We start from the raw sequence: 12,474 nt of genomic DNA, 5'->3' as shown, positions 1-12,474 counted from the left end.
CACGTGCAGTATGTCCGCGGGGCGGCTCTCGACTGCGACGGAGATACCCTGCTGGTGCAGGTGGAGCAGGTCGGTCCCGCCTGCCACACCGGAGCGCATTCGTGCTTCGACGTGGACCCCCTCGACCCCGCCCAAGGAGCCCCGTGACCACGCGCGCCGAGTTTGACGCGGCGATCGCCGCGGGGCACCGGGTCGTCCCCGTGCTGCGCGAGCTGTTCGCCGACGGTGAGACCCCGATCGGCGTGTACCGCAAGCTCGCTCTGGGCCGGCCCGGGACCTTCCTGCTCGAATCGGCCGAACAGGGCGGCATCTGGTCGCGCTGGTCGTTCGTGGGCGTCCGCGCATTCGGCGTGCTGACGGAGAAGCGCGGGGACGCGCTCTGGATCGACTACGGGCTCCCGGCGTCGCGGGCGCTCGGCAACGACGTCCCGACCGAGCCGCTCGCGGCCCTCGACGCCCTCTACGCCCGGTGGCGGACCCCGCACCACGACGACCACCCGCCGCTCACGGGCGGCCTCGTCGGATTCATCGGTTGGGAGGCGGTGCGTCAGCTGGAGCACCTGCCCGACCAGCCGCCCGCCGACTTCGATGTCCCGGCGCAGGCGCTCAGCCTGGTCTCCGAGCTCGTCGCCCTCGACCACCGCCGCGGCACCGCCGTGCTCATCGCCAGCGCGCTCAACGACGGCACCGACGACGCCGACGCGCTCTGGGCGCGCGCACAGCGCCAGCTCGACGATCTGCAGCACGGGCTCGCGGGCGCGAGCGAGGCGTGGATCGCGGACGTCGACCTCGCGACGGAGCCGACGCCGACGCCGCGGATCACGCCCGAGGCGTACCGCGAATCGGTGGTCGCGTCGAAGAGGTTCATCCGTGACGGCGACGTGTTCCAGGTCGTCATCTCCCAGCGGTTCGACCACGAGCTGACCGCGGAGCCGATCGACGTCTATCGCGTGCTCCGCGCGCTCAACCCGAGCCCGTACATGTACCTCCTCGAGCTCGAGTCGCCGTCCGGGGCGCCCTACACGATCGTCGGCTCGTCGCCGGAGGCGCTCGTCAAGGTCGACGACGGCCGGGTCTACTCGCATCCCATCGCCGGCTCCCGGCCGCGCGGGGCGACCCCGGAGGCCGACCACGACCTGGAGGAGGAGCTGCTCGCCGACCCGAAGGAGAAGGCCGAGCACCTCATGCTCGTCGACCTCGCGCGCAACGACCTCTCGAAGGTCTGCGTCGCCGGGAGCGTCGAGGTGACCGAGTTCATGCGGGTCGAGCGCTTCAGCCACATCATGCACCTGGTCTCGAGCGTCGAGGGCGACCTGCGGGAGGACGCCGACGCGGTCGACGTGTTCCGCGCCACCTTCCCGGCGGGCACCCTCTCCGGCGCACCGAAGCCGCGGGCGCTGGAGATCATCGACGAGCTCGAGGTCGCCCAGCGCGGCGTCTACGGCGGCGTCGTCGGCTACTTCGGGCTGGGCGGCGACGCGGATCTCGCGATCGCCATCCGCACCGCGACGATCGTCGACGGGGTCGCGCGGGTGCAGGCCGGCGGCGGTCTCGTGGCCGACTCCGACCCGGAGACCGAGCGCATCGAGTCGCAGAACAAGGCGGCCGCCCCCCTCCGGGCGGTCGCGATCGCCAACGCCATGCGCCGGCTGCGATGACCGCCGCCCGGCTCCGACTCGTCTCGCTCCTCGCCGTCGGCGCGGTGGCGGCGCTCGCCCTGCTGGCGTGGTCGCAGACCTGGTTCCGGATCACGGTCGACGGCCGGGTGCTCGCCGTCGGCGGGAGCGTGGCGGGGGCGGCCATGCCGGCGCTCGCGCTCACCTCGCTGGCGGTGATCCTCGCCCTCGCCCTGGCGGGCCCGTTCTTCCGCGCCGTGCTCGGCGTCCTCGAGGCGCTTCTCGGGGTCGCCATGATCACCACCTCCGCCTTCGCGCTGGCCGATCCGGTCGCCGCGTCGCTGCCCGCGATCACGAAGGCGACCGGGCTCGCCGGCCGCAGCGACGCGGTCGCCGGCGCCCACGAGGCCACCGGCTGGCCGGTGCTGGCGATCGTCGCCGGGGTGCTGGCCGTCCTCGTCGGCCTCGCCATCGCCGTGACCTCGCGGCGCTGGCCCTCGAGCAGCCGCCGGTTCACCAGGACCCGCACCGAGGCCGCCGACGCGACGGCCGCCGAGGCCGATCCCGTGCGCGAGTGGGACGCCCTCAGCGAGGGCGACGACCCGACGCGGCCCACCCCGTAGACTGGACGACGTGTCCGATCACAGCAGCTCCGATCCCGGCCACGGCAACTCGCCGGCCGCCTGGGTCGCCGTCATCATCATGCTGATCGCCTTCGCCGGCGGAACGCTCGCGTTCTGGTTCAACATCCCGTGGCTGGTCTGGGCGTTCGCGGGGCTCATCGTCGTCGGCGCGATCGTCGGCGGCATCCTCGCCAAGCTCGGCTACGGAGTCCGCGGCACGCGCTACGCGCCCCGCGCGCACGACTAGTCGTGCTCTCCGACCTCGTCGCCGGCGCCCGGGAGGACGCCGCGGCGCGCCGAGCCGTCCGTCCGCTCGCCGACGTGGAGCGCGACGCCCTCGCGGCGCCCGACGCGATCGACGCGGTCGCGGCGCTCGCGCCCGCGGAGAGCGTGAAGATCATCGCGGAGATCAAGCGCGCCTCGCCGTCGCGGGGCTCGCTCGCCGCGATCACCGATCCCGCGGCCCTGGCCGTCTCGTACCAGACCGGCGGCGCGAGCGCGATCAGCGTGCTGACCGAGCAGCGCCGGTTCGGCGGCTCGCTCAGCGACCTCGAGCACGTCCGCGCGGCGGTGTCGATCCCGGTGCTGCGGAAGGACTTCATCGCGGAGCCGTACCAGGTCTTCGAGGCCCGGGCCGCCGGCGCCGACCTCGTCCTCCTCATCGTCGCGGCGCTGGAGCAGGAGCGGCTGGTCGAGCTCCACACTCTCGTACAGGAGCTCGGTATGACCGCGCTCGTCGAGACCCACTCGGCGGACGAGGTGCAGCGCGCCCTCGATGTCGGCGGCCAGGTCGTCGGCGTGAACGCGCGCGACCTCAGCACCTTCGAGCTCGACCGCGACCTGTTCGGCTCGCTCGCCGACGCGATCCCGTCCGGGGTCGTCCGGGTGGCGGAGTCGGCCGTGCGCGAGCCCGCGGACGTCGCGCATTACCGCGCGGCCGGCGCCGACGTCGTGCTGGTCGGCGAGGCGCTCGTCACCGGCGACGATCCGGTGGCCGCCATCGAGGCGTTCCGGCGCGCGGGGGAGACCACGTCATGACCGACGCCGACCGCAGCCTCCAGCAGCTCCCCGGGCCGTACTTCGGCGAGTACGGCGGCCGCTTCATGCCCGAGTCGCTCATCGCGGCGATCGACGAGCTCGCGGCCGCGTACGAGGAGGCGCGCGTCGACCCCGCGTTCCAGGCGGAGCTGCTCGAGCTGCAGCGCGAGTACACCGGACGTCCGTCCCTGCTCACCGAGGTGCCGCGCTTCGCGGCGCACGCCGGCGGCGCCCGCGTGTTCCTGAAGCGCGAGGATCTCAACCACACCGGGTCGCACAAGATCAACAACGTGCTCGGCCAGGCGCTCCTGACCAAGCGGATCGGCAAGACCCGGGTCATCGCCGAGACCGGCGCCGGCCAGCACGGCGTGGCGACCGCCACCGCGGCCGCGCTGTTCGGCCTCGAGTGCACGGTCTACATGGGCGAGGTCGACACCCAGCGCCAGGCGCTCAACGTGGCGCGGATGCGGCTGCTGGGGGCCGAGGTCGTCCCGGTCACGACGGGTTCCCGCACCCTCAAGGACGCGATCAACGAGGCCTACCGCGAGTGGGTCACCTCGGTCGAGACGACCAACTACCTGTTCGGCACGGCCGCGGGCCCGCATCCGTTCCCGGCGATGGTGCGCGACTTCCAGCGCGTGATCGGGCAGGAGGCCCGCCAGCAGCTGCTCGACCGCCTCGGCCGCCTGCCGGACGCCGTGCTCGCCTGCGTCGGCGGCGGCTCCAACGCGATCGGCATCTTCGACGCGTTCCTCGACGACGCCGACGTCGCGCTCTACGGCTACGAGGCCGCGGGCGACGGCGTCGACACCCCGCGGCACGCGGCGTCGATCGAGCGGGGGCGCCCCGGCGTCCTCCACGGCGCGCGCAGCTACCTGCTGCAGGACGAGGACGGCCAGACCCGGGACTCGCACTCCATCTCCGCGGGTCTCGACTACCCGGGCGTCGGCCCCGAGCACGCCTACCTGCACGACATCGGCCGCGCGACCTATCTGCCCGCGACCGACGACGAGGCGATGGAGGCGCTGCGGCTCCTCAGCCGGACCGAGGGCATCATCCCGGCGATCGAGTCGGCGCACGCCCTCGCCGGCGCGCTGCGGCTCGGGCGCGAGCTCGGGCCGGAGGCGGTGCTCCTCGTCAACCTCAGCGGTCGCGGCGACAAGGACGTACAGACCGCCGGCCGCTGGTTCGGGCTGTTCGACGAGGGCGCGGTGCAGGAGTGAGCATCCCGCCGCGGAGCCTCGTCGGCTACCTGCCGATCGGGTTCCCGGACCTCGAGACGAGCATCGACGCGGCGATCGCGCTCGTCGACAACGGCGTCGACGCGCTCGAGCTCGGGCTCCCGTACTCCGATCCGGTGATGGACGGGCTCACCATCCAGAAGGCGACGGCGGCCGCCCTGCGGAACGGCTTCCGGGTCCGCGACCTGTTCGCGGCGGTGGAGGCGATCCGGGGCCGCGTCGACGTGCCGACGTACGTCATGACGTACTGGAATCCCGTGGTTCAATACGGCATCGACCGCTTCGCCCGAGATCTGGGCGACGCCGGAGGAGCCGGCCTCATCACCCCCGACATCACCCCCGACTCGGCCGGCGAGTGGATCGGGGTGAGCGACGCGCAGGGTCTCGATCGCGTCTTCCTGGCGGCGCCGACGTCGAGCGAGGAGCGGCTGCGCTCCGTCGTCGAGGCGAGCCGCGGCTTCGTCTACGCGGTGTCGACGATGGGGGTGACGGGCGCACGCCAGAACCTCGACGCCGCCGCCCGGGCCCTCGTCGGGCGTCTCCGCGAGGCCGGTGCGCGCGGCGGCGACACGCTTCCGGCCCTCGTCGGGGTGGGCATCTCCACGCCCGACCAGGTGGCCGAGGTCCTCGCCTACGCGGACGGCGCGATCGTCGGCGCGAAGCTGGTGGGGGCTCTCGCCGAGGGCGGCGTCCCCGCCCTCGCCGCCACCGCCGCGTCCTTGGCTCAGGGCAAAGCCCGGTAGTCTTCCGTCTCGTGGTCCCGCTGAGCATCCCGAGCCCGCCGATCGACTGGTCCGTCTACTACGTGGGCAGCTGGATCCACTCCTGGCTGCCTGTCTGGCCCGCGAACTTCACCCTGCCGGTCCACTTCTACGCCCTGATCATCCTGGTGGGGATCATCGTCTCCATCGTCGTGACGAACTTCCGGCTCACGCGTCGCGGGGGCGAGCCGTGGATCATCATCGACATCTCGCTCTGGACGATCGCCCTCGGCATCATCGTCGCGCGCGCCTGGCACGTGGTCACCCACATCGCCGACTACTTCGGGCCCGGCAAGAACACCTGGAATCCGTTCCTGCCCGGCGCCGTCTGGAACATCTGGGACGGCGGCGACGCGATCTTCGGGGCCCTGCTCGGCGGGGCGCTCGGCGTGCTCATCGGGAGCCGGATCGCGGGACTGCGCTTCTGGTCGGTCGCCGACGCGCTCGCCCCCACCCTCCTGCTCGCCCAGGCGCTCGGACGGCTCGGCAACTACTTCAACCACGAGCTGTTCGGTCTGCCCACCGATCTGCCCTGGGGTCTCGAGATCGAGTCGACCAACAAGGCGATCCCCGCCGGGCTGCCCGCCGGCACGCTGTTCCAGCCGACCTTCCTCTACGAGATCGTCCTCAACCTCATCGGCTTCGTCGCGATCATGCTCATCACGCACCGGCGCCGCGGCGGGCAGTGGGTCTCCAGCCCGTTCTGGCAGTGGGGCAAGGTCCTCGGCCTGTACCTGATCTGGTACGGCGCGGTGCGGTCGTGGCTCGAGAACATCCGCATCGACCCGAGCCAGACGCACCTCGGCATCCGCGACAACGTGTGGGGCGCGATCGGCGCGATCGTCGTCGGGATCCTGATCATCGCGATCCAGACCCGCCGTCACTCGGGGATCGAGCCCAGCGTCTACGTGCCGGGCCGGCAGTGGACGCCGGACACGGTAGACTCCGACGACACCTACTCGGACGACGATGACGACGCCGAGGTCTCCGCGCCGTCGCCCGCCACAAGCGGGGCCCGCGTCCCCTGACCGTCCGCCGCAGCAAGCGGACCCACCCCCGCACCGTCGGGCCGCTGACGTCCTGACTCCCGCTCCATCGTGAGGACGGTACGCATGCCCTCATCCCGCTCGATCCCCTTCAGCACGGTCCCGGCCCGGCAGGGTCTCTACGACCCGCGCTTCGAGAAGGACGCCTGCGGCCTCGCCATGGTCGCCACGCTGCGCGGCACGGCCGGCCACGACATCGTCACCCAGGCCCTCGAGGCGCTGCGCCACCTGGAGCACCGCGGCGCGGTCGGCTCCGACGCCGGCACCGGCGACGGCGCGGGCATCGTCACCCAGATGCCGGACGCGTTCCTGCGCGCGGTGCTGCCGTTCGAGCTGCCGGTGGTCGGCCGCTACGCCGTCGGCATGGCGTTCCTGCCCGTCGACGAGGCGGAGCGCACGGCGCAGAAGGAGGCGATCGAGCGGATCGCCGCGGAGGAGCAGCTCGACGTGCTCGGCTGGCGCGAGGTGCCGACCGATCCGTCCCACCTCGGCCACCTCGCACGCGCCGCGATGCCGGCGTTCGAGCAGCTCGTGCTCCGCTCCCGCGCGACCGACGAGACCGGCAAGACCCTCGCGGGCATCGCGCTCGACCGGCTGACCTTCCGCCTGCGCAAGCGGGCGGAGCGCGAGCTCGGCGCCTACTTCCCGTCGCTCTCGGCGCGCACCCTCGTCTACAAGGGCATGGTGACGACGCTCCAGCTGGAGCCGTTCTACCCCGACCTGAGCGACGAGCGTTTCGCCTCGCGCCTCGCCCTGGTGCACTCGCGGTACTCGACCAACACGTTCCCGTCGTGGCCGCTCGCGCAGCCGTTCCGGATGATCGCGCACAACGGCGAGATCAACACGGTGCAGGGCAACCGCAACTGGATGCGCGCCCGACAGAGCCAGTTGGAGTCGGAGCTGCTCGGCGACCTGCGCCCGCTCTTCCCGATCGTCAGCGACGGCGCCAGCGACTCGGCCTCGTTCGACGAGGTCGTGGAGCTGCTGAACCTCGGCGGCCGCGAGCTGCCGCACGCGATCATGATGATGGTCCCGGAGGCGTGGGAGAACCAGACCGACATGGACCCGCGCCGGCGCGAGTTCTACGAGTTCCACTCCATGCTGATGGAGCCGTGGGACGGCCCGGCCGCGCTCGTGTTCACCGACGGGTCGCTGGTCGGCGCCACCCTCGACCGGAACGGCCTCCGCCCCGGCCGCTACGTCGTCACCGACGACGGGCTCGTGGTCCTCGCGAGCGAGGTCGGCGTGCTCGACTTCCCGCCGGATCGCATCGTGCGGAAGGGGCGACTCCGCCCCGGCAAGATGTTCCTGGTCGACACGGTCGCCGGGCGCATCGTCGAGGACGACGAGATCAAGGGCGAGCTCGCCGGATCCGCGCCGTGGGGCGAGTGGCTCGACGAGGGCCGCATCAACCTCGCCGACCTGCCCGAGCGCGAGCACATCACGCACACGCCCGCCTCCGTCACCCGCCGCCAGCGCACCTTCGGGTACACCGAGGAGGAGGTGCGGATCCTCATCACCCCGATGGCGAGGGCCGGCGCCGAGCCGCTCGGCGCCATGGGATCCGACACCCCGATCGCCGTGCTGAGCGAGCGCCCGCGCCTGCTGTTCGACTACTTCACCCAGGCCTTCGCGCAGGTCACGAACCCGCCGCTCGACTCCATCCGCGAGGAGGTCGTGACGAGCATGAAGCTGGGCCTCGGCCCGGAGCGGAACCTGCTCGACGCGGGACCGGAGCACGCGAAGCAGATCGTGCTCGACTTCCCGGTCATCGACAACGACGAGCTCGCGAAGGTCCAGCACTTCGAGACGCGCAGCGGTCGCAAGCTCGCGCGCGTCATCAAGGGCCTGTACCGGGTCGACAAGGGCACGAAGGGTCTCGCCAAGCGCCTCGACGAGATGTGCGCGGAGGCCGATCAGGCGATCGCCGAGGGCGCGCAGTTCCTCGTCCTGAGCGACCGCGACTCGAACGCCGACCTCGCCCCGATCCCGTCGCTGCTCATGCTCGCCGCGGTCCACCACCACCTCATCCGCCAGGAGACCCGCATGAAGGCGGGCATCGTGGTCGAGGCGGGCGATGTGCGGGAGGTCCACCACGTCGCGCTGCTCATCGGCTACGGCGCCTCGGCGATCAACCCGTACCTCGCGATGGAGACCGCGGAGCAGGCCGTGCTGAGCGGCGTGCTCACGGACATCACCCCCGAGAAGGCCGTCAAGAACCTCATCAAGGGGCTCGGCAAGGGCGTGCTGAAGATCATGTCCAAGATGGGCATCTCGGTCGTGGGGTCCTACGCGGGCGCGCAGGCCTTCGAGGCGGTCGGGCTCAGCCAGGAGTTCGTCGACCAGTACTTCACCGGCACGACCAGCCTCCTCGGCGGCGTCGGCCTCGACGTGATCGCCGCCGAGAACGCCGCCCGCCACCGCGCGGCCTACCCGGAGGACGGGGCGATCGTCGCGCACGAGCGCCTGCAGACCGGCGGCGAGTACCAGTGGCGCCGCGAGGGACCGCCGCACCTCTTCAACCCCGACACCGTGTTCCGCCTCCAGCACTCGACGCGCGCGAAGCGGTACGACATCTTCCGCGACTACACGCGCGCCGTCGACGAGCAGGCCTCGCACCTCATGACCCTGCGCGGGCTGTTCGGTCTGCGCACGGGGGAGCGGCCGCCGGTGCCGCTCGACGAGGTCGAGCCGATCGCCGACATCATCGCCCGCTTCAACACCGGCGCGATGAGCTATGGCTCCATCTCGCAGGAGGCCCACGAGACCCTCGCGATCGCCATGAACCGCATCGGCGGGCGCAGCAACACCGGCGAGGGCGGCGAGGACGTGGAGCGCCTCCTCGACCCTGAGCGCCGCTCGCGGATCAAGCAGGTCGCCTCGGGCCGCTTCGGCGTGACGAGCATGTACCTGACCCACGCCACCGACATCCAGATCAAGATGGCGCAGGGCGCGAAGCCCGGCGAGGGCGGCCAGCTCATGGCGCAGAAGGTGTACCCCTGGGTGGCCCGCACGCGCCACTCGACGCCCGGCGTCGGCCTCATCTCGCCGCCGCCGCACCACGACATCTACTCGATCGAGGACCTCAAGCAGCTGATCTTCGATCTCAAGCGCGCGAACCCCGCGGCCCGCGTGCACGTCAAGCTCGTGTCGCAGTCCGGCATCGGCGCGGTCGCCGCGGGGGTGACGAAGGCCCTCGCCGACGTCGTGCTCGTCTCCGGCCACGACGGCGGCACCGGCGCGAGCCCGTTGAACTCGCTCAAGCACGCCGGCACGCCGTGGGAGATCGGCCTCGCCGAGACGCAGCAGACGCTCATGCTGAACGGCATGCGCGACCGCGTCGTCGTCCAGGTCGACGGGCAGATGAAGACCGGTCGCGACGTGATCGTGGCCGCGCTGCTCGGGGCCGAGGAGTTCGGCTTCGCGACCGCGCCGCTCGTGGTGTCGGGCTGCATCCTCATGCGGGTGTGCCACCTCGACACCTGCCCGGTCGGCGTCGCGACGCAGAACCCCGAGCTCCGCGCGCGCTTCACGGGCAAGCCGGAGTTCGTCGAGACGTTCTTCGAGTTCCTCGCGCAGGAGGTGCGGGAGTACCTCGCCGAGCTCGGATTCCGCTCGATCGAGGAGGCGATCGGCCACGCCGAGCTGCTCGACGTCGACCGCGCGATCGAGCATTGGAAGGCCGACGGGCTCGACCTGACACCGATCCTCGTCGGCCCGGAGTTCGCCGCCGACGAGCCGCGGCGCCACCGTCGCGCGCAAGAGCACGAGCTCGAGGCGCACTTCGACCACGGCATCATCGCGCAGGCCGGTGCGGCGCTCGAGAACGGGACGCCGATCGCGCTCGACCTCGAGATCCGCAACACGGAGCGCGCCGTCGGCACCATGCTCGGCCACGAGGTGACCAAGCGCCACGGCGAGCACGGCCTGCCGGAGGGCACGATCGAGGTGACCCTGCACGGCTCGGCCGGGCAGTCGCTGGGCGCGTTCATGCCGGCCGGGATCACGCTCCGGCTCGAGGGCGACTCGAACGACTACGTGGGCAAGGGGCTCTCGGGCGGCCGGATCGTCATCCGCCCGCCCCGCACGGCCCGCTTCCCCGCGGAGCGCAACGTGATCGCCGGCAACGTCATGGGCTACGGCGCGACCCAGGGCTCGATCTTTGCGCGCGGCGTCGTGGGGGAGCGGTTCCTGGTCCGCAACTCCGGGGCCACCGCGGTCGTCGAGGGGGTGGGCGACCATGCGCTCGAGTACATGACGGGCGGACTCGCCGTGATCCTCGGCACCACCGGCCGCAACCTCGGCGCGGGGATGTCGGGCGGCACCGCCTACATCTTCGACCTGAAGCCCGAGCGGGTGAACCGCGACGCCATGGCGAGCGGCGAGCTGCGGCTCCTCCCGCTCGAGTCCGGCGACGCGGAGATCGTGCTCGACCTGCTGCGCTCGCACCTCGCCGAGACCGACTCCGCCGTGGCGGCGGCGCTCCTCGAGGACCCGGAGGCCGCGCTCGCGCGGTTCACGAAGGTCCTCCCGCGCGACTACGCCGCGGTCCTCCAGACGCGCCAGGAGGCGCTCGACGCCGGGCTCGACCCCGACGGCGACGCGATCTGGCGGAAGATCCTCGAAGTGACGGGAGGCTGAGATGGCCGACCCCAAGGGTTTCCTCAAGGTGCCGGAGCGCGAGCTCCCGAAGCGGCGCCCCGTTCCGGTCCGCATCATGGACTGGAAGGAGGTCTACGAGCAGCAGGACCCCGCCCAGCTGCGCCGGCAGGCCGGGCGGTGCATGGATTGCGGCATCCCGTTCTGCCACCACGGCTGCCCGCTCGGCAACCTGATCCCGGAGTGGAACGACCTCACCTGGCGCAACGAGGGCCGTGCGGCCATCGAGCGCCTGCACGCGACGAACAACTTCCCGGAGTTCACCGGGCGGCTCTGCCCGGCGCCCTGCGAGTCGAGCTGCGTGCTGGGCATCAACCAGCCGGCGGTCACGATCAAGCAGATCGAGGTCTCGATCATCGACCAGGCGTTCCAGAACGGCTGGGTGCAGCCGCATCCGCCGGAGCGCCTGACGGGCAAGACCGTCGCGGTCGTCGGATCCGGCCCCGCCGGGCTCGCCGCCGACCAGCAGCTGACCCGCGCCGGCCACACCGTCGCCGTGTACGAGCGCGACGACCGCATCGGCGGCCTGCTGCGCTACGGGATCCCGGACTTCAAGATGGAGAAGAAGCAGCTCGAGGCGCGGCTGAACCAGATGCGCGCCGAGGGCACCCGGTTCCGCTCCGGGGTCGAGATCGGCCGCGACATCGCCTGGAACGACCTGAAGGCGCGCTACGACGCTGTCGTCGTCGCAACCGGCGCCACCGTGCCGCGCGACCTGCCGATCCCCGGCCGCGACCTCCTCGGCATCCACTTCGCCATGGACTACCTCGTCCAGCAGAACAAGGCGGGCGCCGGCGACACCGTGCCCCAGCAGCTCACGGCGGAGGGCAAGCACGTCGTCGTGATCGGCGGCGGCGACACCGGCGCGGACTGCATCGGCACCGCGCACCGGCAGGGCGCCCTGAGCGTGACCAACCTCGCGATCGGCAAGCAGCCGCCGTCGGACCGGCCGGAGGACCAGCCCTGGCCGATGATGCCCCACGTGTTCGAGATCGCGAGCGCACACGAGGAGGGTGGCGAGCGGCACTTTCTCGCCTCCACCGTCGAGTTCCTCGGCAACGAGGCGGGCGAGGTCCGTGCGCTGCGCGTCGCGGAGACCGAGTACATCGACGGCCGACGCGTGCCGAAGTCGGGCACCGAGCGCGAGATCCCCGCAGACCTCGTGCTCATCGCCATGGGGTTCACGGGCGCGGAGAGCGAGGCCCTCGAGTCGCAGCTCGGCCTGCCGTTCACCCCGCGGGGTGACGTCGCGCGCGACGAGGACTACGCGACCACCGAGCCGGGCGTGTTCGTGACGGGCGACGCCGGCCGCGGGCAGTCCCTCATCGTGTGGGCGATCGCGGAGGGCCGTGCCGCGGCCGCCGCGGTCGACCGCTACCTCGAGGGCTCGACGGAGCTCCCCGCCCCCGTGCGTCCGAGCGACCGGGCGATCAGCCTCTAGGCTCTCCCTCGGACGACGGCGTCCCCTCGAACCCTCCCTTCCCCGCCAC

Annotated in this window: 10 protein-coding genes; all 10 read left to right on the top strand. The window is 72.1% G+C overall.

Going from position 1 to position 12,474, the window contains the following annotated elements:
- A partial coding sequence (locus ACTHM3_RS09905) for a phosphoribosyl-AMP cyclohydrolase (protein ID WP_440405931.1) occupies positions 1-147 on the top strand: 147 nt, incomplete at its 5' end.
- Entirely contained in the window at positions 144-1,658 is a 1,515-nt protein-coding gene (locus ACTHM3_RS09900) for an anthranilate synthase component I (RefSeq protein ID WP_440405926.1), read from the top strand. The genes ACTHM3_RS09905 and ACTHM3_RS09900, both read left to right, overlap by 4 nt.
- Positions 1,655-2,239, top strand: coding sequence for a Trp biosynthesis-associated membrane protein (locus ACTHM3_RS09895; protein ID WP_440405925.1), 585 nt, complete (start codon positions 1,655-1,657; stop codon positions 2,237-2,239). The genes ACTHM3_RS09900 and ACTHM3_RS09895 overlap by 4 nt, the downstream gene beginning before the upstream one ends.
- Positions 2,240-2,249: 10 nt before the next feature.
- Positions 2,250-2,486, top strand: coding sequence for a DUF6704 family protein (locus ACTHM3_RS09890; RefSeq protein WP_440405924.1), 237 nt, complete (start codon positions 2,250-2,252; stop codon positions 2,484-2,486).
- A gap of 2 nt (positions 2,487-2,488) precedes the next feature.
- On the top strand, positions 2,489-3,277 hold the full coding sequence (gene trpC, locus ACTHM3_RS09885; RefSeq protein ID WP_440405923.1) for an indole-3-glycerol phosphate synthase TrpC: 789 nt from the start codon (positions 2,489-2,491) through the stop codon (positions 3,275-3,277).
- Positions 3,274-4,500, top strand: a complete 1,227-nt coding sequence (gene trpB / locus ACTHM3_RS09880; protein ID WP_440405922.1) for a tryptophan synthase subunit beta — start codon at positions 3,274-3,276, stop codon at positions 4,498-4,500. The genes trpC and trpB overlap by 4 nt, the downstream gene beginning before the upstream one ends.
- The gene (gene trpA / locus ACTHM3_RS09875; protein WP_440405921.1) at positions 4,497-5,261 is read left to right on the top strand and encodes a tryptophan synthase subunit alpha; all 765 of its coding nucleotides are present in this window, start codon (positions 4,497-4,499) and stop codon (positions 5,259-5,261) included. Before trpB ends, trpA begins: the two co-directional genes overlap by 4 nt.
- A gap of 11 nt (positions 5,262-5,272) precedes the next feature.
- Positions 5,273-6,307: a prolipoprotein diacylglyceryl transferase gene (gene lgt / locus ACTHM3_RS09870; protein WP_440405920.1), complete on the top strand. Its 1,035-nt coding sequence runs from the start codon at positions 5,273-5,275 to the stop codon at positions 6,305-6,307.
- 84 nt (positions 6,308-6,391) lie between these two features.
- Positions 6,392-10,966: a glutamate synthase large subunit gene (gene gltB, locus ACTHM3_RS09865; RefSeq protein ID WP_440405919.1), complete on the top strand. Its 4,575-nt coding sequence runs from the start codon at positions 6,392-6,394 to the stop codon at positions 10,964-10,966.
- 1 nt (position 10,967) lies between these two features.
- A complete protein-coding gene (locus ACTHM3_RS09860; protein ID WP_440405918.1) occupies positions 10,968-12,425 on the top strand; it encodes a glutamate synthase subunit beta in 1,458 nt (485 codons plus the stop codon).
- Positions 12,426-12,474 lie beyond the last annotated feature (49 nt).

This window comes from Pseudolysinimonas sp. (assembly GCF_051954455.1).
Lineage (GTDB): Bacteria > Actinomycetota > Actinomycetes > Actinomycetales > Microbacteriaceae > Pseudolysinimonas.
The sequence above is the reverse complement of the archived record's forward strand: the minus strand, read 5'-3'. Positions and strand labels throughout refer to the sequence as shown.

Bases quoted from the DNA above. Each gene is read 5' to 3' on its own strand.
- ACTHM3_RS09895 (WP_440405925.1), top strand. From the start codon at position 1,655: ATGACCGCCGCCCGGCTCCGACTCGTCTCGCTCCTCGCCGTCGGCGCG.
- trpB (WP_440405922.1), top strand. From the start codon at position 3,274: ATGACCGACGCCGACCGCAGCCTCCAGCAGCTCCCCGGGCCGTACTTC.
- gltB (WP_440405919.1), top strand. From the start codon at position 6,392: ATGCCCTCATCCCGCTCGATCCCCTTCAGCACGGTCCCGGCCCGGCAG.
- ACTHM3_RS09860 (WP_440405918.1), top strand. From the start codon at position 10,968: ATGGCCGACCCCAAGGGTTTCCTCAAGGTGCCGGAGCGCGAGCTCCCG.